The organism is Hymenobacter sp., from assembly GCF_036388155.1.
Lineage (GTDB): Bacteria > Bacteroidota > Bacteroidia > Cytophagales > Hymenobacteraceae > Hymenobacter.
Genome location: NZ_DASVSI010000016.1, coordinates 1 through 26,973 on the forward strand (window position 1 = coordinate 1; position 26,973 = coordinate 26,973).

Annotated in this window: 21 protein-coding genes and 1 riboswitch; of the genes, 15 read left to right on the top strand and 6 right to left on the bottom strand. The window is 62.0% G+C overall.

Translation table 11 applies throughout. From position 1 onward, the window contains the following. The first annotated feature begins 98 nt into the window (after positions 1-98). The 4 genes from VF629_RS02255 (at position 99) to VF629_RS02270 (ending at position 3,860) form a co-directional block, all read left to right on the top strand. Positions 99-476, top strand: coding sequence for a cupin domain-containing protein (locus VF629_RS02255; RefSeq protein ID WP_331056821.1), 378 nt, complete (start codon positions 99-101; stop codon positions 474-476). Positions 477-479: 3 nt separating this feature from the next. Continuing rightward, positions 480-1,271: an SDR family oxidoreductase gene (locus VF629_RS02260; RefSeq protein WP_331056822.1), complete on the top strand. Its 792-nt coding sequence runs from the start codon at positions 480-482 to the stop codon at positions 1,269-1,271. 150 nt (positions 1,272-1,421) lie between these two features. Next, positions 1,422-3,029: an MDR family MFS transporter gene (locus tag VF629_RS02265; RefSeq protein ID WP_331056823.1), complete on the top strand. Its 1,608-nt coding sequence runs from the start codon at positions 1,422-1,424 to the stop codon at positions 3,027-3,029. 74 nt (positions 3,030-3,103) lie between these two features. Further along, positions 3,104-3,326: riboswitch (cobalamin riboswitch) on the top strand. A 144-nt stretch (positions 3,327-3,470) separates the two neighbouring features. Next, positions 3,471-3,860 (top strand): acyl-CoA thioesterase, encoded by a 390-nt coding sequence (locus VF629_RS02270; RefSeq protein ID WP_331056824.1) that lies wholly within the window; start codon positions 3,471-3,473, stop codon positions 3,858-3,860. Positions 3,861-3,938: 78 nt separating this feature from the next. Here the strand turns inward: VF629_RS02270 and VF629_RS02275 are convergent, their stop codons facing one another. From VF629_RS02275 to VF629_RS02285, 3 genes are read right to left on the bottom strand one after another with little or no spacing between them, the layout of a single operon-like run. Beyond that, the gene (locus tag VF629_RS02275) at positions 3,939-5,123 is read right to left on the bottom strand and encodes a putative sulfate/molybdate transporter (RefSeq protein ID WP_331056825.1); all 1,185 of its coding nucleotides are present in this window, start codon (positions 5,121-5,123) and stop codon (positions 3,939-3,941) included. 56 nt (positions 5,124-5,179) lie between these two features. Next, positions 5,180-6,370: a M23 family metallopeptidase gene (locus VF629_RS02280; RefSeq protein ID WP_331056826.1), complete on the bottom strand. Its 1,191-nt coding sequence runs from the start codon at positions 6,368-6,370 to the stop codon at positions 5,180-5,182. 23 nt (positions 6,371-6,393) lie between these two features. Continuing rightward, the gene (locus tag VF629_RS02285) at positions 6,394-7,701 is read right to left on the bottom strand and encodes a cation:dicarboxylate symporter family transporter (protein ID WP_331056827.1); all 1,308 of its coding nucleotides are present in this window, start codon (positions 7,699-7,701) and stop codon (positions 6,394-6,396) included. 204 nt (positions 7,702-7,905) lie between these two features. Between VF629_RS02285 and fdhD the strand changes: the two genes are divergently transcribed. The 5 genes from fdhD to VF629_RS02310 all read left to right on the top strand — a co-directional run bounded on the left by fdhD (position 7,906) and on the right by VF629_RS02310 (position 16,305). After that, positions 7,906-8,775, top strand: coding sequence for a formate dehydrogenase accessory sulfurtransferase FdhD (fdhD, locus tag VF629_RS02290; protein ID WP_331056828.1), 870 nt, complete (start codon positions 7,906-7,908; stop codon positions 8,773-8,775). Positions 8,776-8,875: 100 nt separating this feature from the next. Next, on the top strand, positions 8,876-9,223 hold the full coding sequence (locus tag VF629_RS02295; protein WP_331056829.1) for a DUF7009 family protein: 348 nt from the start codon (positions 8,876-8,878) through the stop codon (positions 9,221-9,223). 54 nt (positions 9,224-9,277) lie between these two features. Further along, on the top strand, positions 9,278-11,839 hold the full coding sequence (locus VF629_RS02300; RefSeq protein ID WP_331056830.1) for an FdhF/YdeP family oxidoreductase: 2,562 nt from the start codon (positions 9,278-9,280) through the stop codon (positions 11,837-11,839). Between the two features lie 389 nt (positions 11,840-12,228). Then, positions 12,229-14,784, top strand: coding sequence for an FdhF/YdeP family oxidoreductase (locus VF629_RS02305; protein WP_331056831.1), 2,556 nt, complete (start codon positions 12,229-12,231; stop codon positions 14,782-14,784). A gap of 417 nt (positions 14,785-15,201) precedes the next feature. Beyond that, positions 15,202-16,305, top strand: a complete 1,104-nt coding sequence (locus VF629_RS02310) for a DUF4932 domain-containing protein (RefSeq protein ID WP_331056832.1) — start codon at positions 15,202-15,204, stop codon at positions 16,303-16,305. Between the two features lie 105 nt (positions 16,306-16,410). Here VF629_RS02310 and hemA read toward each other — a convergent pair whose 3' ends face one another. Next, positions 16,411-17,682, bottom strand: a complete 1,272-nt coding sequence (gene hemA / locus VF629_RS02315; protein ID WP_331056833.1) for a glutamyl-tRNA reductase — start codon at positions 17,680-17,682, stop codon at positions 16,411-16,413. Between the two features lie 140 nt (positions 17,683-17,822). Here hemA and VF629_RS02320 point away from each other — a divergent pair, with 140 nt between their 5' ends. The 3 genes from VF629_RS02320 to VF629_RS02330 all read left to right on the top strand — a co-directional run bounded on the left by VF629_RS02320 (position 17,823) and on the right by VF629_RS02330 (position 21,173). Beyond that, positions 17,823-18,860, top strand: a complete 1,038-nt coding sequence (locus VF629_RS02320) for a DMT family transporter (RefSeq protein WP_331056834.1) — start codon at positions 17,823-17,825, stop codon at positions 18,858-18,860. 462 nt (positions 18,861-19,322) lie between these two features. Then, positions 19,323-20,747, top strand: a complete 1,425-nt coding sequence (locus VF629_RS02325) for a PAS domain-containing sensor histidine kinase (protein WP_331056835.1) — start codon at positions 19,323-19,325, stop codon at positions 20,745-20,747. 15 nt (positions 20,748-20,762) lie between these two features. Then, complete coding sequence (locus VF629_RS02330) at positions 20,763-21,173, top strand: response regulator (protein WP_331056836.1); 411 nt, start codon at positions 20,763-20,765, stop codon at positions 21,171-21,173. On the opposite strand, the gene VF629_RS02335 is transcribed toward VF629_RS02330, so the two are convergent. Further along, positions 21,157-22,266, bottom strand: coding sequence for a PAS domain-containing sensor histidine kinase (locus VF629_RS02335; protein ID WP_331056837.1), 1,110 nt, complete (start codon positions 22,264-22,266; stop codon positions 21,157-21,159). The genes VF629_RS02330 and VF629_RS02335 overlap by 17 nt on opposite strands. A 529-nt stretch (positions 22,267-22,795) precedes the next feature. Here VF629_RS02335 and VF629_RS02340 point away from each other — a divergent pair. Continuing rightward, positions 22,796-23,248, top strand: coding sequence for a hypothetical protein (locus VF629_RS02340; RefSeq protein WP_331056838.1), 453 nt, complete (start codon positions 22,796-22,798; stop codon positions 23,246-23,248). Between the two features lie 173 nt (positions 23,249-23,421). On the opposite strand, the gene VF629_RS02345 is transcribed toward VF629_RS02340, so the two are convergent. Continuing rightward, on the bottom strand, positions 23,422-25,206 hold the full coding sequence (locus tag VF629_RS02345) for an amino acid permease (RefSeq protein ID WP_331056839.1): 1,785 nt from the start codon (positions 25,204-25,206) through the stop codon (positions 23,422-23,424). Positions 25,207-25,321: 115 nt separating this feature from the next. Between VF629_RS02345 and VF629_RS02350 the strand changes: the two genes are divergently transcribed. Beyond that, on the top strand, positions 25,322-26,149 hold the full coding sequence (locus VF629_RS02350; RefSeq protein WP_331056840.1) for a carboxypeptidase-like regulatory domain-containing protein: 828 nt from the start codon (positions 25,322-25,324) through the stop codon (positions 26,147-26,149). 21 nt (positions 26,150-26,170) lie between these two features. Next, positions 26,171-26,959 (top strand): carboxypeptidase-like regulatory domain-containing protein, encoded by a 789-nt coding sequence (locus VF629_RS02355; RefSeq protein WP_331056841.1) that lies wholly within the window; start codon positions 26,171-26,173, stop codon positions 26,957-26,959. Positions 26,960-26,973 lie beyond the last annotated feature (14 nt).

The window sequence follows — 26,973 nt, forward strand, 5'->3', positions numbered from 1 at the left end:
ATCGTTGAAAAAGAAATACTGCCCCACGCGAGATGCCTCGGCTGCGCTCGGCATGACCGTTCTTTGGTGCTTCATCCCAAACCCATCCAAAACACCCCATGGAAGAAACCCAACAAGTGACTCAATACAAGTGGGACGACATGCCCAAAGAGCAGCTTTCGGACCAATTGTCCCGCCGCCTCATCACCGGCGACAAGGTGATGCTGGCCCACGTGTACCTGAAAAAAGGCTGCATCGTGCCCCTGCACCAGCACGAAAACGAACAAATCACCTACATCCTGGAAGGTGCCCTGCGCTTCTGGATTGGGTCCGAAGACGCCGAGCCCATTGTGGTGGGCGTGGGCGAAGTGCTGCACATTCCGTCCAACGTGCCCCACAAGGCCGAGGCCATTGAAGACACGCTGGACGTGGACATTTTCAGCCCGCCGCGCCAGGACTGGTTGGACAAGTCGGACGACTACCTGCGCAAGAAGTAGCCCATGGACCTTGGACTAACCGGCAAAGTGGCGCTCGTGGCCGCCGCCAGCAAGGGCCTGGGCCGCGCCGTGGCCGAAGAACTGGCCGCCGAAGGCGCCTCGCTGGTGCTGTGCGCCCGCGGTGAAGAAGTCCTCAGGGCTACTTGCGCCGCCATCTCAGCAGCCACTGGCGTGCCCGTGCTGGGCATTGCAGCCGACGTAGCGAACCCGGCCGACGTGGCCCGCGTGGTGCAAGCCGCTACGGAGCGTTTCGGCCGCGTCGATATTCTGGTGACCAACGCCGGCGGCCCGCCCGCCGGAACCTTCGACACACTCGGTGCGGAGCAGTGGGACGCTGCTACCCGCCTGCTGCTGAGCAGCGTAGTGGAACTCACGCGAGCCGTGCTGCCAAGTATGAAGGAGCGCGGCTGGGGCCGCATCCTCAACGTGACCTCTATTTCGGTGAAGCAGCCGGTGGCCAACCTGATGCTGTCCAACAGCCTGCGCGCTGCCGTGACCGGCATGGCCCGTACCCTGGCCACGGAAGTAGCACCATTTGGCGTGACTGTGAACAACATCCTGCCGGGCTACACCCGCACCGAGCGGGTGGTGGGCCTGGCCGAAGCCACGGCGGCCAAGGAAGGCATTTCGGCCGACGCGGCCACGGCCCGCTGGGAAGCGGAAATCCCGATGCGGCGGCTGGGCGAGCCGCGGGAGTTTGCGGCGTTGGCGGCCTTCCTGTGCTCGGAGCGGGCCAGCTACATCACCGGCACGTCGGTGCCGGTGGACGGCGGTTGGATTCGGTCGCTGCTGTAGTAAGCAGAGCCACAGCACTTACGGAACGTCCTGCTCGTCTGGCAGTGACGACCTCAAAGCATTTCGCTCGGACAACCAATTAGTTGCTGCCGCGGTAGAGATGTTTGGACGTCGCCACTGCCGGATGAGCAGGACGTCCTGTTTTTAGCAATGCATACCCCCACAATTACGGTCGCGCCCGCCACCGACACCCGCACCCACCGCCAGAAGATGCTCACGTTTGCTGGGGTGTTGCTGGCCATGTTCCTGGGCTCGCTCGACCAAACCATCGTGTCGACGGCCCTGCCGCGCATCGTGGCCGACTTGCACGGGCTCGACCGGTTTACGTGGGTGGCAACGGCGTACTTGGTGGCCAGCACGGCGCTGGTGCCCATTTATGGCAAGTTGGCCGACATGTATTCGCGGCGCAAGATTGAAGTCACGGCCGTCATCATCTTCCTCATTGGCTCGATGCTGTGCGGGCTGGCCGGCGAGTTTGGCTCGCTGCCGCTGCTGGGTGATGGCATGAACCAGTTGGTTATTTTCCGGGCCATTCAGGGCTTTGGCGGGGCGGGGCTGTTTGCCATGGCCTTCATCATCATTGCCGACTTGTTTCCGCCTGCCGAGCGGGGGCGCTACCAAGGTTTCACCGGGGCCGTGTTTGGCACCTCGTCGGTGCTGGGGCCGTTTTTGGGCGGCTTTCTCACCGACCAAGGCTCCGGCTGGATTCCGGGGGTGGCGGGCTGGCGGCTGGTGTTCTACGTGAACCTGCCGCTCGGCGCGCTGGCCCTGTGGTTCATTCTGACGCAAATGCCGGCCTTGCGCCCGCGCACCAAGCCCAAGCCCTTCGACTACCTCTCGGCCTTGCTCCTGATGACGGGGCTGGTGCCGCTGGTCATGGCCCTGCAACTCAACAAGGCCGAATACGGCTGGACGTCGCCGGTCACGCTGGGGCTGTTCGGCGTGGCGGTGGCGTCGCTGATGGCGTTTGTGTTTCGCAGCCTGCGCCACGAAAACCCCATTCTGGATTTTGGCCTCTTCCGCAACGACGTGTTTCGCACGGCCAACGGGGCGCTGTTTCTGTTGGGCGGGGCGTTTCTGGGCATCATCATTTTCCAGCCCCTGTTCATGGTGAACGTGCTGGGCGAGTCGGCCACCCGGGCGGGCGTCAGCCTCATTCCGCTGTCCATGGGCGTGGTGATGGGCTCGCTGCTGGCCGGGCAAATGGTGTCGCGCTTCGGCCACTACAAGCGCTGGATGCTGGGCGGGCTGGTGGTGTTGCTGGGTGGTCTGTCGCTGCTGGCCACCATGCCCACCACCATTGGCTATTACCAGATACTGGGCTACTTGCTGCTGTGCGGCATCGGCCTGGGGCCCACCATGCCGCTCTACACCCTGGCCATTCAAAACGCCATCGAGCCGCGCCTGATGGGCCAAGCCACTTCAGCCTGTCAGTTTTTCCGGCAGATTGGCGGGGCCATTACGGCCTCGGTGCTGGGCACGGTGCTCACGCTCACGCTGGCGCAGAGCATTCCCGTGGGGGCCGCGCCGGCCGTGGTACCCGTGAAGCAAGCGGTGGTATCCGAAGGGCCAGCCTTGCCCGCTGCGGCGGCTACGGGGGCGGCCTCGCCGGTGGTGCGGGCGGCTTTCTCCAAAGCCATTTCGCGGGTGTACCTGGTAAATATTGTCCTGGTAGTTGGAGGTCTGCTGGTCACGCTTCTAGTGCCAGAGCTGCCCTTGCGGAAAAGCAATGCGGAAGCGCCGCCAGCGTCGGAATAAAGCGCCTCGGCACTTTGCCGAAGTATCAGTCAGCGCCCACCTGCTACCTTCGCCCTGTCGGTTCTCAATTTGATTTCCTTCAATCAGCGGACGGTTTTCGGCCGGGGCTTCGGCGCCGACGGAAATTAAAAGGGAATCGGGTGCAACTCCCGAACAGACGCGCTACTGTAAGTTTCCCGGCCTCACCGGTCGGAGCAGGTAGCCCCAACTAGGCCCATTGGTCCGCCGTGTGCGGACCGAGAAGGGCGGGGCTCACCCGAAACAAGTCAGGAGACCTGCCGGCCGCCGAGTGATGCTGCTCCCGCGCTACGGGGCTGGCATTGGGTGGGCCCGGCTGCCGCGTGCTGAACGTGGGCAAGTCGACGTGCATTCGGTGTGGGCTGAGTAAAAGCAGGGGCATGAAAGCAAAAAGTGGCCTTCCCCGCCTTCTTACCCCTTGCCATGCTTCTCGCCGACCGTATTGCCTGCGCCGAAACGCGCATTTTCAAAGCTGTATTCCCCAACACCACCAATCACTACGATACCCTGTTCGGCGGTACCACGCTCATGCTGATGGACGAGGTGGCCTTCATCGCCGCCACCCGCTTCTCGCGGCTGAAAATGGTGACTGTGTCCTCGGAACGGGTCGATTTCACGCATCCCATCCCCGGTGGCACGCTGGTGGAGCTGGTGGCCAACATCGAGCACGTGGGCCGCACCAGCCTCAAGGTGCGCGTGGAGCTTTTTGTGGAGCAGATGTACACCGACGAGCGCCGCCGGGCCGTCACGGGCCTGTTCACCTTCGTAGCCGTAGACGAGCACAAGCAGCCCGTCCGCATTCTTGCGGATTAGGGCTTAGTTGTTCGTTGTCAGTTGTTAGGCTCATTATCGAAACTAACAACTGACAACGAACAACTGACAACTAAAAACCTAATGCTTCCCCAGTCCCACCCAGCCGCGCTGCACGGCATAGTACACGCTCGTGCCTACCACCAGCCCCACCAGGTAGCCATACGGCAGCCCGGCGCAGAGCAGGCCCACCAGCAGCGCCACCAGCATATCAGTGCGGATGCCGCTGATGTCGCGCAGCAAAGCGGCCAGCGTGAGGGCTTCAAACAGCAGCAGCACGCCAAGAATGGGTAGCGGGAAAATCTGGACCACTTGCTGGAAACCCTGGCTGAAGAACAGGCCCAGGGTCAAAAACAAGCACCCGTACAGCACCACCGAGCCGCCCGTGCGGGCCCCAAACGCGTAATGCCCCACCATGCCGCCCGAGCCATGGCACACCGGAAAGCCTCCAAAAAATGGGCTCACCAAGTTCATCAGGGCATAGGTCAAGCTGATTTGGCGCACCGTGAGGCCGCGCTCGGGGAAGTAGTCGGCCGCAATCTGGCGGGTGGCCAGCACCGAGTTGCCCAACGACAGCGGAATCTGGGGCAGCGCCAGCAGCACCGCGCCGGTGAGTATGTCGGCCGTTTGAGGCAGGTGCCACGTGGGCAAATGCACGCTAATGGCCTTTTGGGCCGTGGCCAAGTCCAGCTTGAAAACCAGCGCGTAAGCCACGCCCAGCGCCACCACCAGCAAGGCCGCGGGCCAGCGCCGGTTGCCCAGTAGCACCACGATGATGCCAAACGCCGCCGCCGCCAGCGCGTAGCCGCCCACGCCATCGGCGGGCACGTACTGCTTCAGGGCCAGCGTGGCCAACTGCAAGGCCAGCCCAAACTGAATGCCGCGCACCACGGCCTTGGGCACCAGCCGGGCCAGCGCATCAATCAGCCCCGTTATCGACAGCAAAAACATGCTGACGCCAATGGCCAGCCCGCCGCCGAAAATGACCCGGCCCGGAATTTTCTGGGCAATGACCAGCGCCGCGAATGCCTTGAGCGGCTGCACGGGCATGGGCATGCGGTACCACAAGCCCGAAAACACCTGCATCAACCCGAACAAGATGAGCACCCCCGCGCTGTCGACGCCCGACGCCGCGATGACACCAATGAGCAGCGGCAAGTCCGTGCCCAAGTCCCCAAACGCGCCGGCCAGCTCGTTGCGGTCGAAGCGAATGGGCGGGCGGGCAGGAGCGGGGCGCGGTTCGGCCTGGGTTTGGGTTGGAATCATTGGGTTTTCAGCAAGCGCTAAGGCTAGTAAAGTCTGGTTAGCACTTGAATTTTACACTATTTGAAGTTGATAACTTCGCCGTCTAGGGGAAGCTGCACGTGCCGAACCGGCTGAGGGCCTGCAAGCAATTGAACCTTGGTTGCGCGGTCGAGAACGTCGCCGATGGCAGCCGAGCCGAGTCGATGGAATGCGTCAAACGTGAACGGCAGTCCCTCCGATTCCTCAAAAGTCGCCCTGGTGGCGAGTTGGAAATGCAAGTGCGGCGCGTTGCTATTACCGGACTGTCCGAGCCGGCCGAGTATGGCCCCGCGCCGCACCCGGTCGCCCACCTTCACTGTGAGGCTGCCGGGTTGCAAATGGGCGTAGGTGGCGAAGCAGTTTGGGGCAATTTCCAACACCACAAAATTGCCCATTAGCGTTCGATTCGTCAGGTCGGTAGGCGTCGGTAAGGAAGCCAAAGGCTTGTGGTTCGGTTCGCCGTCGCGCAGGTCGCGCACCACGCCATCGGCCACGGCCAGTACCTCGGCGCCGAAGCCAGCCCAGTCGCTTGTGGTCGATTTGTTGAGTTTGCTACGGGCAGTGCGCACCGCGTGCCCGCTGGCATCAAGCCCAAAAAAGTCGATTGCGTAGCGTTGGGGAATTGTGAGCTGGCCATTGGCGGCCACCAAGCTTCCCCAGTGGTGCAACAAGTGGTTGCCGGGCCCCGCCTGCACCAGCCACGTGCCCGAACGAAACGGCGCACCAAGGGCCAGCGGCGGAGCGGCTTCCACTGCGATGCGCCCGCCGTCAACCAGTTGCCGAACACCGCCTGCCGCCTCAAATTCTAGTTGGTGCCGCAGAACCTTGGGTGCAGGTGAACCCACTGGCACCTTTAGCCATAGAAACAATACCACTCGCTTACCTGCCTCGATGGGCACCCCCGTAGCGTCGGCGCTGTCCGCCGGGTGCGCAAGAAGCCCATTGACCTGAGCCGCCGTGTAGGTAGCAAGGGCTGCCGTCGCATCGTCAGCAAATACGGCCACGCGCCGTAAACGCAGCGTTCCGGTCGATTGGTAAAAGTTGCTGACGTGCATCTCATACGCGAGGTGGGACAGGTCGTCGCTGCTCGGCACCGCCCGTGGCGCTACCGGAATCCGCACTTCAACGGGCGCTTGGGCAAACTGAGCAAAGGCAGTACCACGGCTGAGCATCGCTGCTAGCAATACCATTTGGTATAGAAACCGGTGGCCGCAGATGTTGAATATCATTGGGTGAAGGCAGGAGGCGTGCGCTACTGCGGGGTTGATTTGTTGGCGGCTTCTTCGGCCACTTCGCCTAGGTATTCGCCGCTGGTCAGGTCTTTGCGGCGGCGCAGGCGCAGCGGCTTCAGGCGCTTGCCCAGGGCTTCCTCGGCCATTTGGTGGTCGAGGGCGCCCTCGTTGTGGGCCAGAAAGACGGTAGCCACGCCGTTGCCAATGAAGTTGGTGATGGAGCGGGCTTCTGACATAAATCGGTCGACGCCCAGCAGCAGCGCCAGCCCTTCCACCGGAATCACCTTCATGGCCGTGAGGGTACTGGCTAGCACTACAAAGCCGCTGCCCGCCACGCCCGCCGCGCCCTTGGAGGTCACCATCAGGATGCCCATCATCGTGAGGATTTGAGCGCCCGTTAAGTCGATGTTGAACACCTGGGCTAGAAACAGCGTGGCCAGCGAGAGGTAAATGGTGGTGCCGTCGAGGTTGAACGAGTAGCCCGTAGGCACCACCAGCCCCACCACCGGCTGCGCGCAACCCATGCGCTCGAGCTTTTCCATCAGGCCCGGCAGGCCGGCTTCCGAGGACGACGTGCCCAGCACAATCAGCAGCTCGGCTTTGATGTATTTGAGAAATGACCACATGCCGATGCGGCAATAGCGCAGGATGGCCCCCAGTATCACGAAAATGAATACGGCCATCGTCAGGTACACCGTCACCATGAGCTTGCCCAGCGGCAGCAAGGTGGCGATGCCGTATTTGCCAATGGTGAAAGCCATGCCGCCAAAGGCGCCGATGGGTGCAAAAAGCATGACTAGGTGCAAGCCCCGGAACACGTACCCCGACGCGACCTTGAGAAAATGAATGATGGGCTTGCGGCCGGCGTATTTGCTCAGGACTATGCCAAGAACGATGGCCACCAGCAGCACTTGCAGCGTGAGATTGTCGGCCAGAAAGTGGCCCCAGGAAAACTCCGTGGCCCGCTTCGTGAATTCGCCTACTTTCTCGGTATTGAGCTTGCCCGTACTCACGCCCGCGCCGGGCTTCACCACCGCAGCCACCGCCACCCCAATGAGCAGCGCCAGCGTGGTCACCACCTCGAAGTACAGCAGCGCTTTACCCCCAATGCGCCCCACCTTCTTCAAATCCCCCATTGTGCTGATGCCAAGCGTGATGGTCAGAAAGATGATGGGGTTGATGAACAGCTTCACCACGTCGATAAACCGTTTGCCCAAGGGCTCCATCTGCTGGGCAGTAGCAGGCTGAAAATGGCCCAACAGTGCCCCGGCCACAATGGCCAGCAGCACCCAAAGCGTGAGGTTACGAGTGAGCTTTTTGAGTTTCATGCGGTAGCGAATGGAGAAAAGAAGGACCGCAAGAACGTCATCCCAAAAACAACGTCATGCCGAGCGCAGCGAAGCATCTCGCCCGCCATCACCAATCCTTTCGTTGAACGATTGGTTTAGTTGACGCATGCAAGGTGCCTCGTTCTGCATGACGTTCTGGGTAGAACGCCGTATCTACTCCAAACCCGCCGCCCAATCCCACCCATGGACCCCACCATCCTCCTGCCCGCCGCCAGCTACGAATTCGCCAGCATCGAAAAGGTGAACGGCAGCGGCCCGCCCGTGCCCGCCTCCGACCAACTCGCCGCCGAAGAACCCCTGGAAATCCGGGTGGGCTACGAAATGGACGGCCAACGCCAGCACCGCACCTTGTCCGTTACCATGCGCACCCCCGGCCACGATGAGGAACTGGCCGCTGGCTTCCTGCTCACCGAAGGCCTCATTCGCGGCAAGGCCGACGTGCTGGGCATCATACCCTGCCCCGACGTGCAAAAAGCCGAAGAAGCCGGCAACGTGACCCGCGCCGAGCTGGCAGCCCACGTCCAGGTTGACTTTTCGGCAATGGAGCGCCATTTCTACACCAGTTCCAGCTGCGGCGTGTGTGGCAAAACCAGCATCGACGCCGTGCGCACCGCCTCCTGCCCGGTGCTGCCCACCGACGGCCCTTACCTGAGCTACAATGTGGTGCACCAGCTGCCCGAGCGCCTGCGCGCCGCCCAAGCCGGCTTCGAGCAAACGGGTGGACAGCATGCATCCGCCCTGTTCACGCCCGAAGGCGAGCTGCTGCTGCTGCGCGAAGACGTAGGCCGCCACAATGCCCTGGACAAAGTAGTGGGCGCCGCCCTGCTGGCCGACTGGCTGCCGCTACACCAGCACGTTTTATTGGTGAGCGGGCGGGCTAGTTTTGAGCTGGTGCAGAAGGCGGCGGCGGCGGGCATTGGGGTGCTGGCAGCCGTGGGCGCCCCCAGCAGCTTGGCCGTGCAGGCCGCCAACAGTTTCGGCATGACAGTGCTGGGCTTCGTCCGTAACGGGCGCTACAATGTGTACTGCCACGGCTGGCGGCTGCGCGGTTGAGCTTGCTGCTCAAACCGTTGCCGCATTGCTATAATTGAGTGCAACGACCAATTCGACTTTACGTTATTCTTTAAACGGCCCTTTAGTGGGCTTCCCGCTTATGAAGCTTCGCATCGAAGACGACACCCTACGCCTGCGCCTCTCCGGGGGCGAATTAGAGGAATTCGCTAGCACCGGCCGGGTGTCCTCCATCGTGCATTTCGGCACCAACCCCGACCAGCAGCTCACCTACGCGCTGGAGCGCGGCTCGGAGCGGGCCGAAACCTTGCCCCACGCCGAGCCGGTGCAAGTGCACTACGAGCCCGGCGCCATCACGGTGCTTGTGCCCTTTATGCTGGCCAAAGCCTGGGTGGAAACCGACCAGATTGGCTTCTCTCACGACATGCCGCTGCCGGAAAATCAACGCCTTAGCATTTTAGTTGAGAAAGACCTGGACTGCCGACACTAGCGGACAGGCTGGGCCGGCTCACGCCTAATCGTAATTTCCATTCTACCCGTAATCATGGAAAAATCTCCAGCCGAAGACCCCAGCCAAGCCGGCAAAATTGAGCAGCAGACGGCCGCCACCAACGTACCCAAAAGCGGCGAGCGCCCCGACCAAGGCAAAGCGCCCACCAACGACCATTGGGCCACCTCGCCCGCGCGCGAAACCCTGGACGACCGCCCCATGGAGGCGCCCGACACGCTGGGTGCCAAACACAAGCACGCCATCCTGGCCCAGCCGCCGGAGGAGTTCACGGGCCTGAAGCTCAGCAAGCCCGCCACTGTGGCGGCGGGCCTTACGGCTGTGCTCAAGTCTGGGTCGTTTGCCTTTAGCTACGATGGCCCGGTGCGTGGCACCCACGCCTTGCTCAAGATGAACCAGAAGGACGGGTTCGACTGCTCGAGCTGCGCCTGGCCCGACCCCGACGAGCACCGCTCGGTGGCCGAGTTCTGCGAGAATGGCGCCAAAGCCACCGCTTCCGACTCGCAGTCCGACCCCGTAGGCCCGGAGTTTTTCGCCCGGCACAGCCTCGTGGACTTGTCGCACATGACGGACCGCGACCTGAATAACGCCGGCCGGCTCACGCACCCCATGGTGCTGCGGCCGGGCGCCACGCACTACACGCCCATTTCGTGGCCCGAGGCTTTCCAATTGATAGGGGAGGAGCTAAACGCGCTGAAGTCGCCGGATGAGGCCATCTTCTATACCTCGGGCAAGGTGCCCAACGAACCGGCGTATTTGTACCAGCTTTTCGTGCGGCAGTTCGGCACCAACAACCTGCCAGATTGCTCCAACATGTGCCACGAGAGCAGCGGCGCGGCCCTGAGCAACACCACCGGCCTGGGCAAGGGCTCGGTGACCCTCAACGACATCTACGAGGCCGAGGTCATCCTCATCATCGGCCAAAACCCCGGCACCAACCACCCGCGCATGCTCACGGCTTTGCAGAAGGCTAAGAAAAACGGCGCCAAAATCATCAGCATCAATCCGTTGCTGGAGGCCGGTTTGCAGCATTTCAAGAACCCGCAGGACTTCATGAACCCCATCAAGGCGCTGGGGACATTGCTCGGCGACGGCACGCCCATTACCGACATTTACTTGCAGGTGCGCATCAACAGCGACCAATTGGTGATGCGCGGCTTCATGAAGTGCCTGCTCGAAGCCGAGCAGCTGAACCCCGGCCTGGTGCTCGACCACGACTTCATCCGCGACTACACCACGGGCTACCCCGAGCTGGTGGAAACCCTCAACAACACCAGTTGGGAGGACATTGAAGAAGCCAGCGGCATCAGCCGGGCCCAGATTCAGGAGGCCGCCGGGCTGGTGGCCCGCCACAAGAAAATTATCACCTGCTGGGCCATGGGCCTCACGCAGCAAAAAAACGGCGTGTACACGATTCAGGAAATCGTGAACATGCACTTCATGAAAGGGGCGGTGGGGATTCCCGGAGCGGGCCTGTGCCCGGTGCGGGGCCACTCCAACGTGCAGGGCGACCGCACGATGGGCATCTGGGAGCGGCCCACCGAGAATTTCCTGGATGCGCTGGAGCAGGAGTTCAATTTCAAGGCTCCGCGCGAGTACGGCTACGACACCGTGGAAGCTGTGAAGGCGCTGCACGACGGCAAGGTGAAGGCGTTTGTGGCGCTGGGCGGCAACATGCTCTCGGCCTGCTCCGACACCGAATTCGTGGCCGAAGGGATGCGCAAGCTGCGGCTCTCGGTGCACATCACGCCCAAGCTCAACCGCAGCCACCTAGTGAACGGCGAAATGGCGCTGCTGCTGCCCTGCTACGCCCGCACCGACATTGACATGCAGAAATTGGGGCAGCAATTCATGACCTGCGAAAACTCCATGGGCGTAGTCAGCATGAGCAAAGGCGTGCTCGAACCCCTGCCCAACAGCCAGATGCTGAGCGAAGTGACCATTGTGTGCGGCATGGCCATTGCCACCCTCGACGGCCGCAGTAGCGTGGACTGGGTGGGCTGCACCGAGAACTACGACCTCATCCGCGATTACGTGGAGCGCACCATTCCGGGCTTCGAGAAATTCAACGAAAAGGTGCGCCACCCCGGCGGCTTCTACCTGCCCAACGGCCCACGGGAGCGCAACTTCACCACCGACAACGGCAAGGCCAATTTCACCAGCACGCCGCTGGAAAAACACGTGCTCGAACCCGGCCAGCTGGTGCTGATGACCATCCGCAGCCACGACCAGTTCAACACCACTGTGTACGACTACAACGACCGTTACCGCGGCATCCACGGCGAGCGCCGCGTTATCTTCCTCAACCCCGAGGACATGGCCGAGCGCGGCATCAAGGAGAAAGGCCTGGTGAACATCACCAGCCACTTCCTGGGCCAGCAGCGCCACGCCGAGAAGTTCATTGCCATCCCCTACGAAATCCCGAAGGGCAACTGTGCCATGTATTTCCCCGAAGGCAACGTGCTGGTGCCCATCGGCAGCGTGGCCTACAAGAGCAACACGCCCACTTCCAAGTTTGTGATTGTGACCGTGGAAAGCGTGGAAGTGCCCATCGGCACCTCGACGCGCACTAGTGAGCGAGTCGTTGTACCGGCCTGATAGTCGGCTGTAAAGACGCGGCACTTTGGGCATGCCGACCTTTGGTTGGCATACCTACACCTTTACACACGAGCCCCGACGGGGCCAGCACACCGAAATAGGTGCTGGCCCCGTCGGGGCTCGTGTTGTTGGTGCCTGCTGTGATATCCGCGGGCGGACTGCGGCGCAGACCCGGCAGTGCTCAGCAACTTCCACGGCTACTTTCCGTCTGATAAGCAGGTCACTGTTCAGGCTGGGCGGCTTCCGGCAAATTCGCTACATTGCTGAAGCTACCCCACTGGCTTTCAAAACAACCGCTGTCCGCTGTGGTTGAAAAAGCAGAGCCGCTGCTATGTGGCGCTTCGTCCGGGCCTTGCATACCCTTTTGCCTCACTTTCCCACCCAACGTCATGGAAAAATCTCCCGCCTCCGACCCCAGCAAAGCTGGCAAGACGCACCAGCAAGGCGCTGAAGACAACGCCCCGAAGAGCGGCGAGCGCCCTGACCAAGGCGAGGCCCCAGCCCCCGACCATTACCGTTCCGACCCCAACCGTACCCACGTGCACGCCCACATTCCCGCCCCCGAAGTAGCCGGTGCCAAATACCTGAACCCCGTATTGGCGCAGCCCCCGGAAGCCCTCACTGGTATTAAGCTGGAGGCCCGCGAGAAGGTTGCGGCCGGCGTCACGGCCGTGGTCAAGTCCATGCAGTTCAGTTGGGCCGAGGGCGGCGTGGGGCGCGGCAGCAAGGCCCTGTTGGGGCTGAACCAGAAGGACGGGTTTGACTGTTCGAGCTGCGCGTGGCCCGACCCGGACGAGCACCGCTCGGTGGCCGAATTCTGCGAGAACGGCGCCAAAGCCACCGCTTCCGATGCCGACGACAAAGCCGCGGGCCCCGAGTTTTTTGCCAAGCACAGCCTGGCCGAACTCTCGCGCATGACCGACCGCGACCAGAACAACGCCGGCCGCCTCACGCATCCCATGGTGAAGCGCCCCGGCGACAACCACTACAAGCCTATTACCTGGCCCGACGCTTTCCAGGTCATTGCCGACAACCTGAACGCGCTGGATTCGCCCGACGAGGCCGTATTCTACACCTCGGGCAAAGTGCCCAACGAGCCAGCCTTCCTGTTCCAGCTTTTCGTGCGGCAATTTGGGACCAACAACCTGCCGGACTGCTCCAACATGTGCCACGAGAGCAGCGGCTCGGCGCTGAGCCCCACGTTGGGGCTGGGCAAAGGTTCGGTCACGCTCAACGACTTGCACGAGGCCGAAGTCATTCTCATCATCGGCCAGAACCCGGGCACGAACCACCCGCGCATGCTGTCGGCCCTGCAAAAGGCCAAGCGCAACGGGGCCAAAATCATCAGCGTGAACCCGTTGATTGAAGCTGGCCTCGTCGCCTTCAAAAACCCGCAGGACTTCATGAACCCGCTGCGGGCCCTAGGCGCGCTGCTCGGCGACGGCACGCAACTCACTGATGTGTTCCTGCAAGTGCGCGTCGATGGCGACATGGCCCTGCTCCGCGGCATCATGAAGCACCTCTTCGAAGCCGAGGACCTGAATCCCGGCAAAGTGGTCGACCATGCCTTCATCAAGGAGTTCACCACCGGCTTCGAGTCGTTTGAGCAAAACATTCGCAACACCAGCTGGGAGGACATTGAGTCGGAAAGCGGCGTTACGCGGGCGCAGTTGCTCGAAGCCGCCAACCTCATTGCCCACAAGCAGAAAATCATCACCTGCTGGGCCATGGGCGTCACGCAGCAGCGCCAGGGCGTGCAGACCATCCAGGAAATCGTGAACCTGCAGCTCATGAAGGGCGCCATCGGCAAGCCCGGCGCGGGCACCTGCCCGGTGCGGGGCCACTCCAACGTGCAGGGCGACCGCACCATGGGCATCTGGGAGCGGGTTCCAAAAAAATTCCTGGATTCGCTTCAGAAAGAGTTCGGCTTCACCCCGCCCACTAAGGACGGTTTCGACGTGGTGGAATCCATCAAGGCCATGCGTTTGGGCCATACCAAGGTCTACTGCGGCCTGGGCGGCAACCTGCTGGCCGCGGGCCCCGATACCGAGATGATTGCCGAGGCCATGCGTCGCCAGAAGCTGACCGTGTACGTGGGCACCAAGCTCAACCGCGGCCACTTGGTGACCGGCGAAACCAGTCTGTTGCTGCCCTGCTTTACGCACGTCGACATCGACATGCAGAAGTCGGGGCACCAGATGACTTCCTGCGAAAACTCGATGGGCGTGGTCAGCCAGAACAAGGGCATCCTGGTGCCGCTGGCCGGCGACCAGCTCAGCGAGGTAGCCATCATCAGCGGCATGGCCATCGCCACGCTCGGCGAAAAAACCAACATTGCCGACTGGGTGGCCATGACGGAGAACTACGACGTCATCCGCGACCACATTTCGCGCGTCATCCCCGGCTTCGAGGAATTCAACAAGAAGCTCCGCGAGCCCGGCGGCTTCTACCTGCCCAACGGCCCCCGGGAGCGCAAATTCACCACCGAGAACGGCAAGGCCAATTTCAGCACCACCACGCTGGAAAAGCACCACCTCGAGCCCGACCAGCTGGTGCTGATGACCGTGCGCAGCCACGACCAGTTCAACACCACCATCTACGAGTACAACGACCGGTACCGCGGCGTGCACAACGAGCGCCGCGTGCTGTTCATGAACCAAGCCGACATGGACGAGCGCGGCATCAAAGCCAAAGACCTCATCGACATCACGAGCCACTACAAAGGCGAAGAACGCCGCGTGGAGAAATTCGTGGCCGTGCCCTACGACATCCCCAAGGGCAACGTGTCGGCCTACTTCCCGGAGGCCAACCCGCTCGTTCCCATCGGCAGCGTGGCCAAAATCAGCAATACGCCCACCTCGAAATACGTGGTAGTAACCGTGGTGCCCACCGCCGTGAACAACGAAATACGTGTGAAAGAGCGGGAGAAAATGATGGCCGAGTAACACCCGTCATTGCGAGCGTAGCGAAGCAATCCGTCCTCTCTGTGCGAATAACCTTCTAATGTGACAAGCCCTACCGGGTACGACCCCGGCACGACACAGTGCTGGGGCTTTTTACGTGGACTAGGGCGTGTGGACAATGAGCAAAAGCGTCAAAAAAACAGTCATGCTGAGCTTGTCGAAGCATCCCTACCGTGCAAGCAATTCATTTACCATTGCAGTAGAGATGCTTCGGCTGCGCTCAGCATGGCGTTCTAATGGCTCACTGTCCACACAGCTTAACCTATTTTTTGCTGAGTAAATCATACTAAAAGCAGCTTGGGCCATTGAAGCCACGTCAATAAATTCGCATCAGTGGCCGACGCTTAAGCAGCTGATTATAACAGCCTGGCACCGGTCCGTCACACCCCAACTAACCGCATGCTTCATTCCATTGGTCGACTCCTGCTATTGTTGCTGTGGTTCGGCAGCTTACCGCCACTGCGGGCCCAGGAGCGACGCATCGTGGTGGGAACTGACCTGGGCGTAGAGTTGGTGAATGCGCTTGAGGTACAGATTTCGCCGGAGTTCCTCAAAGACTCGGCCACCGACCCGTACCTGTTTAGTACCACCCGGCTGATGCGTGTCAGCTACAACCACTTTGCGCCATTCCGGGAGCACGCAGCCGTGAAAAGAACCAAGGCGCTGACCGATAAAATCGGCACGGGCGTGTACCTACTGCCACTTTTCTACGAAGGATTTCCGCGGCCGCGCCGGCATTCGCCCGTCAGCCGGGAGTTGCTAGAGGCTCTGCATCCGAACGCCGACTCAGCTGCGCGCATGGCCGACGAGTACATGAGGCTAGCCGGACAATTTTACCAGGATGCACGGTTCGCTGACTTCCAACGCCGTTACCGGCGCGTGTACGACATGGCCATTGCGCAGGTGCAGCGCAACTTGCCACCATCCAACTTTATCCCAACCATGGAAGCGTATTATGGGGCACGCAAGGCGGCTTACCGCATCATTGTAAATCCGTTCTTCAAGTCCCAGTGGGGAATGGCCTGGCAGGTGGCGGGGCCAAAAGGCTTCACAGCGGTTCAAATCACCGCTCCTGCCGGCGAACAAACCCTGGCCCGTGGCCGAGTCGCCAACGCCGGTTTCGACGACGCGGAGTGGGTTCGTAATCTCTCGGTGCATGAGTTCGGGCACACGTTCGTGAATCCACTCACGGCCCTGCCGGCATTTGCGCCGGGCATTGCCGCGCAGCAGGCCTTGTACCGGCCCATCCCCGACCAGGCGCAGTATCGCGACTGGGGAACCTCGTTCAACGAACACTTGGTGCGGGCCGGCGAAGTCCGCATTGCGCTGGCCTTGGGCCGACCGGAAGTAAGCAGCAAGCTTCGCGCCGACTACGCGGCGTGGATGTACTTACCATTTTTCGAGGCGCAACTCCAGCGCTACGAAGCCAACCGGCAGCGCTATCCAACCTTAGAGTCTTTTCTACCGGAAATCATCGGCGCATTGCCCACTTTGGCAAAGTGAAGCGGGCCGCGCATTGCCGCGTTCTCCAAGGGCAGGTTGAGGTGGGATGTAAAAAAGAAGCCCGGCCTTGAATGAGGTCGGGCTAGTCGCAGGAAACAGCGTCAGTTAAACGAGAGCGTTCTGCTTCTCCAAGTCGAAGAGCTCGCCCAGCAGCTCTACCATTTGCCCGGCGTCGTCGCGCTTGCAGGCGGCTTTGAGTTGCAGCACGTGCTGCTTCAGAATCTTCTGCATCAGCGAGCGGGTGGCTTCGTCGAGGAGCTTGCTTTCGGCGGGCGTGGCGCGCTTCTGGTAGCGGTCCAACTCTTCCTGGCGTAGGGTTTCGAGGCTGGCCTTCATCTTCTGGATGAGCGGCGACACTAGCATTTCCTTGGCCCAGTCGTTCAGCCCCGAAAGGCTTTCGGCGATGATGGCCTGCACCTGGGGCACGGCGGCCAAGCGGGTTTGCAGCGCGGCCGAGGCCTTGCTCTGGATGGCGTCGATGTTGTAGACCAGCACGCCGGGCACCAGCTCCACGTCGGCGGAGATGCTGCGGGGCACGCTCAGGTCGATGAAAAACTTGAAGCTGAGCACATCGAGGTGCTCCACCAGCTCGCGGGTGAAGAAGGGGTCAGTGCGGTTGATGGACGAGATGATGACGTCGGCCTCCTTGAGCGCGGGCACCAGGTCTTCGAAATCCACGAGGCGCATGCCGCATTCTTCGGCCAAGGCCTCGGCCTTGCCGCGGGTGCGGTTGCAAATGGTGATGTCGCTGAAGGACTTACTGGCCGACAGGTGGCGGCATACATCGGCGCCAATCTCGCCGAGGCCCACCACCAGCACGCGCGGGTTGGCCACATCGGCCGTGAGTTCTTCTACCAATTCCAGGGCCGCGTAGCTCACCGAAGCGGCGCCGTCGCGGAAGCTGGTTTCGGTCTGCACGCGCTTGTTGGTGAAGAATACGGTGTGCAGCAGCCGGTGCAGGAAGGGGCCAGCGGCGTCGGCGTCGGCGGCCCACTGGTAGGCCGTTTTTACTTGGTTGCTTATTTGCAGGTCGCCCACCACCTGGGCGTCGAGGCCCATGGCCACTTCGAAGAGGTGCTGGGTGGCAGCGTCGGCATCAAGCAGCAGGTCGAAGTAGGGAAAGAACTGGCCGATGTCGGCGCGGTCCTTCAGGTCGCCCAGGGCGAGGATGATTTCGCGGCTGCGGTCGTCCTCGGCGGCGTAGTAGACTTCGGTGCGGTTGCAAGTACTGAGCACCAGCAGGTCAGACAGGCCCAACTCGTGGTGCAGGGTATTCAGGAAACGGCGACATGCAGCTTCGTCCAAAGAAAGGAGCTCGCGGATGGCCAGCGGGGCTTTCTTAAAGGAGAGGCTTACGGCCTTGAAAGGATGGGACATAGAGCAGAATCGGCACGAAACCGGGCTACAAAATTACGGCAGGAATCGGCAAGTATGAAACAACCGGAACAAGTCTCCGGTTCGGGTCGGCCCGCACATAAGTCCGAAACCGCCGTGCGGGCTGCTCGTACCTTTGCGCCATGCTCTCCCCAACCCCACCCGCTGCCAAATCTTCACTCGTGCCCGCCCCGCCCGCGGTTGCCTCCGACGGCGCCGGAATGGCTGCTGACGCGCCCGCTGCGGCTTCAACGGCGCCCCAAACCGTGCCGCCGGTGGCCGCCGCTCCGGGCGTCACCACCCCGCTGGCGTGGGTATTGCTAATTGTGCTGGCATCCATCTGGGGCACATCATTTATTTTGATGAAGAAAGGCCTGGTGGTGTTTTCGGCCTTGGAACTGGGCGCCGCCCGCGTGAGCGTGGCGGCGCTGCTGCTGCTGCCGTTTGCGCTAAAGCACGTGGGCAGCGTCGAGCGCAGCCGGTTTAAATGGCTGGGCCTGAGCGGAGTGGTAGGCACATTCATTCCTGCTTTCCTCTTTGCCTACGCCGAAACCAAGCTGGCCTCGGGCCTGGCGGGCGTGCTCAATGCCCTCACGGTGGTATTCACGCTGCTGATGGGGGCGTTGCTGTTTGGGCAGCGGCTCACGGGCCTGCGGGTGCTGGGCATCTCGCTGGGCCTGGTAGGCACCGTGGTAATGCTGCTGCTCGGCGGCAGCGGCGGCACCGACACGCCCACCGGCGAGGGCAACGCCTGGTACGGCATCTACATCCTCATCGCCACGCTGGGCTACGGCGTGAGCGTGAACGTCATCAAGCACAAGCTAGGCGGCCTGACGCCCATGGCCGTGACGGCCGTACTGCTCATGCTCATTGGCGGGCCCGCGCTGGCGTACTTGCTGGCAGGCACCGAGTTTTTGCACAAGCTGGCCACGGCGCCGGGGGCCTGGGCGGCGTTTGGCTACATTGCGCTGCTGGCTGCCATGAGCACGGCCGTGGCCATGGTTCTCTTCAACCGGCTCATTCAGCAGTCCACGGCCCTGTTTGCGTCTTCTAGCACCTACCTCATTCCCATTGTGGCCCTGGCCTGGGGCGCCCTCGACGGCGAGGCCTTCAACCTGTGGCACCTGCTGGGCATGGTCGTCATCCTGGCGGGCGTGCTCATCATTCACCGGGCCAAGTAGGGGCGGTGCCAGCGGCCCTTCGGCTGCCATGGGCTCGTTGGAACAGTGGCGGACCGGTTGGCGGAGCTCAGCGCGGGCGGGCTGCCGAGATTGTATGCCTATTCTTGAGAATTGCACTAAGCAGCGAGCGCCGCTTGGGTTGCCGCGTTATAAATACGCACTTGGGTTGCATCAACTACCGGTGTTTGCCGGAGCGAAAGCATGGCGGCAATGGGACGTGGTTGCGTTGGGTGGCAGTGCCGTTAGGGAGCTGGTTGAGCCAAGTGGTTGGTTATGAAAAGGCTATTGTGCTGCTTTTCTTTTTAGGGCTGATTGCGCCACGCAGCGGCGCTGTAGGGGCGAAAGCCCGCGCAATAAAAAATGAAGGGGAAATGTGACAAAAGTGCTTTCGGGCCGTATTAGCATGTCTGAGACGGCCTGAGAAGAGGAAACCATCCTTCCGAAATAAGCAGCAAGTCGACAATGGACCCCGAACAATTAACACTAAGCGAGCAGCGGTTCCGGTCGTTGTTTGAGAATAACCCCGACTTCGTTCTGTTCCAGGACCGGGCCGGCGTAATCCTCGATGCCAACCCTTCGGCGCTCGCGCTGCTGAACAATTCCAAAGAGGAAGTGGCGGGCCGCCCGTTCACTGATTTCCTGCCGGTTGAACTGCACGGGTTGTTTAATCGGAAGCTGGAAGAAGCCTTTCACGGGCACAAAGTGAAGTTCGACGCAGAAGTGCAGTTCCAGGGCCGCGCGCCCATTTCGCTGAGCGTAACCAAGGTACCCCTCATTGTGAGCAGCGCCGTGACGGGCGTGCACATGGTGGCCCGCGACGTGACCGAGCTGTTTGCTTCGCACCGCATCATTCAGGACCAGGCCAGCCGCCTCAACACCGTATTCGAGAGCATCACCGACGCTTTTTTTCTGCTCGACCACGACTTCCGCTTCACCTACGTCAACACCGAAGTGGAGCGCCTGCTGGGCGTGACGCGGGCGCAGGCCCTCAACCAGCCCTTCGACTACGTGGTGCGGCCCGACGACGACGGCGGCGTTTTTTACCGGCAGCTGCGCCGCGCCCTGGAAACGCGGCGGGCCGCGCACTTCGAGGCCTATTACCAGAAAACCAACCGCTGGCTCGAAGTGAAAGCGTTTCCCTCAGAAGACCAGCTGTCGGTGTATTTCGCCGACATCAGCGACAAGGTGCGCTCGCAGGAAGACATGTACCGCCAGCACAAAGACCTGCAGCAGTTCACCTACATCGTGTCGCACAACCTGCGCGCGCCGTTGGCCAACGCCCTTGGGCTGGTGGACCTGCTGGGCTCGATGCCGCGCGAGTCGGCGGATTATCCCCCCGTGCTCGACAACCTGCGCACCAGCGTGCAGCAGCTCGACACCGTGCTGCGCGACGTGAACACCATCCTGTCGGTGCGCGACCAGCAAGACGTGGCCGCCCCGGAGCTGGTGCCCCTGGCCGACGTGGTGCGCCAGGCCAGCCAAAACCTGCAGGAGCCCCTGCGCCAGCAAAGCGGCGAGTTGGTCATCAACATCGACGAAAGCCTGCACGTGCGGGCCACGCGGGCCTACCTCTACAGCATTTTCTTCAACCTGCTGTCCAACGCCATGAAGTACCGTTCCCAAAGCCGGCGCCTGCGGGTGGAAGTGTCGGCCACGGCCCGGCCCGAGGGCGGGGTGGACATTGTGGTGGCCGACAACGGCTCGGGGTTCGACCTGGAGCGGGCCGGCGCCGACGTGTTCCGGCTCTACAAGCGCTTTCATACCGGGCATCCCGGCCGGGGCGTGGGCCTCTATCTCGTGAAAACCCACGTAGAAGCCATGGGAGGTACGGTCGAAGTCGAAAGCACCGTCGACGTGGGCACCCGCTTCCTTATTCAGCTACCCTGATTCTTCCTTCCATTTATGGATACCCTGCTCATCGACGACGATGCCATCGGCATCTTTTTGACCGAACGCCTCCTCAAGCGCGAAGACTTTTCCGACGACATTGCCTCCTTCCCCAACGCCGAAACCGCCCTCGGATTTCTGCGCGACGTGCCGAACGCCGACCTGCCCCGCGTCATTTTCCTCGACCTGAACATGCCCGTCATGGACGGGTGGGAGTTTCTGGAGGCCCTGCGCCCACACGAGGCGCAGCTGCAGGGCCGCTGCCACATCTTCATCCTCACCTCGTCGTTGGCCCAGTCGGACACGGCCCGCGCGCAGGAGTTTCCGTTGGTGGTCGGGCTCATCCACAAGCCCATCGACAGCGCCCAAATCCAGGCCGTGCGGGCCCAGCTGCAGGAGCCCGCCGCGCCTAACCCGCCGGCGTAGGCGCTGGCGGCGTGGGTAGGTGAATGCGAAACGTGGTGCCCACGTTTTCTTGGCTCTCAAACCAAATGCTGCCCCCGTGCAGCTGCACCAGGGTTTTGATGAGGTGCATGCCCAAGCCCGTCGACTTCTCGCCGCGCAGGCCGGGGCGGCGGGCCTTGGTAAAGCGGTCGAAGAGCACGGGGTGCAGCCGGGCCGGAATGCCCACGCCGTCGTCGGCCACGGTCACGAGCACGTGGTCGGGGTGCTGCTCGACGCCCACGGCAATGTGGCCGTTCTCGCGGGTGAACTTGATGGCGTTCGACATCAGGTTGTTCACCACTTGCAGGAATTTGTTGTGGTCGATTTCGGCGTACACGTGGGGGTGCGTGCTGCTGAAAGTGAAGGTTTTGGCCACCAAGTGCTCGCCTTGCTGATAGGTTTCCACCATTTGCTGCAGGGCCTCGGCCAGGTCTTCGCGGGTACGCTTCAGCTCCACATTGGCCGAGTCCATGAACTCGCTGTCCACGAAGTCGCGGATGAGCTTCACGCTGTCGCGGCAGGTGTCCTGCATCACCTGTATCATGCGCTGCACCTGGGGGTCTTCCAGCACCTGGGTTTTTTCGCCGATGAACTCGGCCAGCTGCTGGAGCATGTTGAAGGGCCCGGCCAGGTCGTGCGACAGGATTTCCAGCGTCGTGTTCTTCTTCGACATGTACAGGTCGGCGTTGCGCAGGTATTCCTGCTCCACGGTCACGTCTTGCACGGCGCCGGACAGCAGTACCTGGCCGTCGCTGGCGCGCGACTGGTGGGCCTGCACGGCCAGCCAGCGCAGGGGCACGTCGGGGCTGGGCTGCACCCGCAGCAGCAAGTCGTCGTGCAGCTGCCCGGCCGCCAGCTGCGCAAAGCAGTCGCGGGCGTAGGCCTGGTCGTCGGGGGGCAGGTAGCTCAGCAGCTTGGGCAGGTCGGCGTCAATTTCATCGCGCCGGGCGCCGGGAAACAACCGCTCGTAGGCCTCGCTCAGGTACAGCATGCGGCTCTCCGACACGCTGTATACAAAAAAAGCTTGCCGACTCTCTTCTAGCAGATGCTGAAACAGTTCGGTGGGAGCGAGCATATGAGCGGTTGGCGCAGGCATGAAAAGGGGTGCAAGATGCCTCTTTTTAGCTAAATTTAAACTACTACAAACGGCAGCGAAACGCTTGGCGCAAAAAGTTCGCGCCGGCCGCACCCAACTGCGCAGTTGTAACCTGGGCTCTACCACTATGTTGGGCACGGCCCGTCAGCGGGTGAGCGCGGCCGGCCGAGTAGCGCCGGCCGATAAGGGCAAAGACGGGCCAAAACGCCGCACCGATGCAAGGAAACGGTGGCCAGGCGGCGAGAAAAAAAGCATTTCGCTAAGATTCTCATCCGGAAGGCGTTATCAACGCAACCTTGCTCCGGCGGGGGCGTCCTTGGACCAAACAATCATTCTTCACTTCCCGCTCTTATTCCCGGCAATTCATGAAGCACTAGGTACCCGCTGAAAACGCGCATTATCAAGTAAGAAGTTCTCCTGCGGCGAGCACCCGGCAGCAGAGTTGCGGCTCTGCCGGGCATTTCGCCAGGCTTTTCTCTCCTTTTTTCTGTTTTCAATTCCTATTGCCATGAAAAACCTGTTGTCCGTAGCCGCCCGTGGGGGCCGGCTCGCTTTCGTGCTGTTGGCTGGCGTGCTGCTTAGCCTGGGCGTGGCCACCCCCGGCCGGGCCCAAGATGCTCCCCGCTGGGCGGGCGTGGAAAAAGTGACCGACATGAGCTACCGCGTGTGGGCCTGCAACCCCACCGCCAAGCCCAGCTTTATTCGGCTGGTCGATAAAAAAGGCCTCATTTATTACGAGCAGTTCAGCTCCGCCGTCAACTTCGGCCGGCAGCTCAACGTGGGCGAGCTGCCCAATGGCGAGTACGCCCTCCTGGTGAAAGTGGGCAAGGAAACCCACCGCTTCGACCTCCGCGTGAAGAGCGAGTCGCGGCGCTGGGCCGAAGTGACCACCTCCCCTGCGCCGGCCGACCGCAGCCTGGCGACCCTGCAAACGGTCGCCACGCCCGACCCCGTTCACTAACGCCGCCCTTGCCGCCCCGGACGCGAAACGGCACCGCAACAAAGGGCCGCGTCCAGCCCTCGTCTTTAGTCTGTGTATCTCCCGACTATGCTATGGTAGGTAAAACAACGCGGGCCCCGGACGTTTCATCGTCCGGGGCCCGCGTTGCATATTGGCCCCAAAGGGCTGCCTCCCTACAACACGGCCTGGGCCGGCGCCGTTTGGCCCAGCTTGGAGTTCTGGTAGCCGTAGCCGAAGTACACGGCCAGGCCGATGAGCAGCCACACGAAGAACAGCGTCCAATTGCTGATGCCCAGCTCAGTCATCAAATACAGGTTGATGAGCAGGCCCAGGGTGGGCAGCAGCGACAGGTTTTTGCGGAACGACAGCACCGTCAAGGCGATGCAGAACAGGAAAAACACCAGCGTCGGAATCTGGTGGGCGAAGCCGCCCGTCACCTTGCCGGTTAGGGCGTCGGTTTGCAGCCAGCCGTGCTGCCCGCTGGCATCGAGCCAAAATTCCTGGTTGCTGGCCGTGTTGTAGCGCACAATCAGGAAGGCGCCGAGAGCCAGAATGAGGCCTACCAGCCACTTGCCGTTGATGTACGGCACCTTGAAACGAGCTTCCGATTTGCCGTAGGGGTCGATGATGAGGATGCCGCCGCACACCAGCGCAAACGCGAACAGCGTGCCGATGCTGGTGAGGTCGACCACCAAATCCATGTTGAGAATAAGCGCCGGCACCGCCACAAAAAAGCCCGTGACGATGGTGGCAAACGACGGCGTGTGGAAGCGCGGGTGAATCTTGGAAAACACCTTGGGCAGCAGCCCGTCGCGGCTCATGGTGAGCCAGATGCGCGGCTGGCCCAGCTGAAACACCAGCAGCACCGAGGCCATGGCAAACACGGCGCTCACGGCCACCAAGCCCGAAAGCTGCGGCAAACCCACTTCAGCAAACACAAACGAGAGCGGGTCGCCCACGCCGAGCTTGGTATACGGCACCATGCCCGTGAGCACCAGCGTGATGATGACGTAGAGCACCGTGCAAATGATGAGAGCATACATCATGGCCTTGGGCAAGTCGCGCTGCGGGTTTTTGCACTCCTCGGCCGTCGTGGAGATGGCGTCGAAGCCGATGTAGGCGAAGAACACCGCCGACACGCCCTTGAGCACGCCGGTTACGCCGTTGGGGGCGAAGGGCGTCCAGTTGCCTGGCTGCACGTAAAACGCGCCCACCGCAATGACGATGAACACCACAATCAGCTTGAGCAGCACCAGCAGGTTCGAAGCGTTTTTGCTCTCTTTGATGCCCACGTACACCAGCGCCGTGATGAGCACGGTGATGACGAAGGCCGGCAAGTCCACCACCAGGCGGAAGCCATCGAACAGCTCGGGTGCCTGGTTCCAAGCGGTATAGCCTTCTATTTGGGCGGGGCTGGCTTCGCTGAGCGGGCGGCCGGCCTGCATCAGGGCCATTACGGCTTCATGGCCGGCGTGGCCGGTTTGGGTGCCCATGGTCAGCCACAGCGGAATGTGCAGCCCGATGCCCTCCATGAGCCCGGTGAAGTAGTCGGACCAGGAAATGGCCACCACGATGTTGCCCACCGCGTATTCCATAATCAGCGCCCAGCCAATAATCCAGGCCGCCAGCTCACCAAACGAAGCGTAGGCATAAGTATAAGCCGAGCCGCTAACCGGAATGGTGGCCGCAAACTGCGCGTAGCACAAGGCCGAAAACGCGCAGGCAATGGCCGTGAACACAAACAGCAGCGACACCGCCGGGCCCCCATCCAGGCTGGCCTTGCCGATGGTGCTGAAAATGCCGGCCCCGATGATGGCCGCAATGCCCAGCGCGGTAAGGTCGCGCACGGTGAGGTGGCGGGCCAGGCCGCCGGGGGAGGGGCCTTCATGGTCGGCCGGAGGATTTTGAAGGATGGCCGCAATGGTCTTGCGGCGGAAAAGGGACTTTTGGGAACTCATGAAAGGTGGGCGGAGCGGGTTTGAAGGGCAAAAGATAAAGCATAATGGCGGGGGCGTGTGCAATTGGGCCAACCCGGGCATCGGTTAGGCAGGAACTTTTGCTTGCCCTTCGCTTATGCGCCCCACGGTTTCGCTTGCCATTTCATCGCCCTGCGCCGAAAGCTGGGACGCCATGACGCCCACCGCCACAGGGCGGCACTGCGCCGCCTGCCAGAAAACCGTGGTCGACTTCACCCTTAAAACCGACGCCGAAATTTTGGCCCACCTCACCCAGGCGGCTGGTGGCGTGTGCGGCCGCCTCTGGAGCGACCAGTTGCGGCGGCCCCTGCGGCCGGCCATGGCGCCGCCCGTAAGCGGCCGCTGGCGCACCTGGCTGGCGGCGGTCACGTCGGTGTGGGCCCTGCGCGAAGCCGCCGCTGCGCCCGCCCTGGGCCAGGCAGCGGCAGGGCTGCACGCGCCGCACCCCCGCAAAAAACCAAGCCGGCCGATACCGCGCGCTTCTCTGCCCGCGCTGCACGTGCGGGGCGTGGTGCTCGACGCGCTAAGCCGGGAGCCGGTGGCCGGGGTGGCGGTGTTCTTAAAGGGGCAGAACCGGACGAGTACCACCGATTCGGCCGGGCGCTTCAGCATGCGGCTGGCGGCCGGGAGGCTTTCGCCGGGTCGGCAGGCCGTTGTTCTTCACCGCTTCGGCTACCAATCCCAGACGGTTTTCGTGGCCCTAGCCGGCAAAGCAACGGCCCTGACCGTCGCGCTGAACCCCAACGGCGCTGCCGGCGGCGCCGAAATTGTAGCACAAGCTCCCGCCACGGAACGGCGCTTCATTACGAGCGGGGCGGTTTGCATCATGGAGGTCAAGGAACTCGTCGTGCCCGCTAAACCGCCCCGTGCCCTTGGCCGCTTCTGCCACTGGCTTACCCGACCTTTCCGCCGCTTCGCCCACTAATTAGCCCTTCATTCCAGTCCCATGCGTACACCTGTTCTCCAAATTCCGCAGCCATGCAACGAAAGCTGGGATGCCATGTCTCCTGTTTCTACCGGTCGTCATTGCGCCGCCTGCCACAAGACAGTCGTCGATTTCACTCACCAGACTGACGCCGAAATTCTGGCCTATTTGGCTAGGGCCTCGGGCACCCGCACCTGCGGGCGTTTCGCGGCGGGACAGCTGGAGCGGCCGTTGCAGCGCGCCGCCCCGGCTGCCCCAACGGCGAGCTGGCGCGCTTGGCTGGCCGCCGCAGTGGCCGTGTGGGGCGTGCGGGAAGGGGTCAGTGCATCGGTCCAAGCCCAAGCGCCAATCGAAATGCATGAACTGCGCAAAGCAGCCGCACCCGAACACATTCAAGCTTCACGAAAGCCCGACTACGAGGGCACTGCTCAGCCACTAATAATTCGCGGGACAGTGTTCGATTGGACTTCTCGTGAAGGATTGCCCGGCGCGACGGTGCTCATTAAAAATACTCGAGTTGGCCTCTCGACTGCGGCCGACGGAAGTTTCGAATTATCAGTACCAGCCGAGTACGCTACTTCCGGTACCGTGGTGTTGCAAATCAGCTTTGTTGGATTCGTGACGGCAGAACGGCAGGTAGCTTGCAGTGGTAAGTTGAGCCCACTGCAAATAACCTTGCAGGCCGACATGAAGGGAGAATTGTCAGGCGATGTCGTCATAGTAGGTGGGCGGCGCCCGTGGCCGTGGCACCCGCGCGCCTTTTACCAATGGAGCAAGTATTGGGTCACGCGGCCGTTTCAGCGGGCGTAGGCTGCCGCCATTTT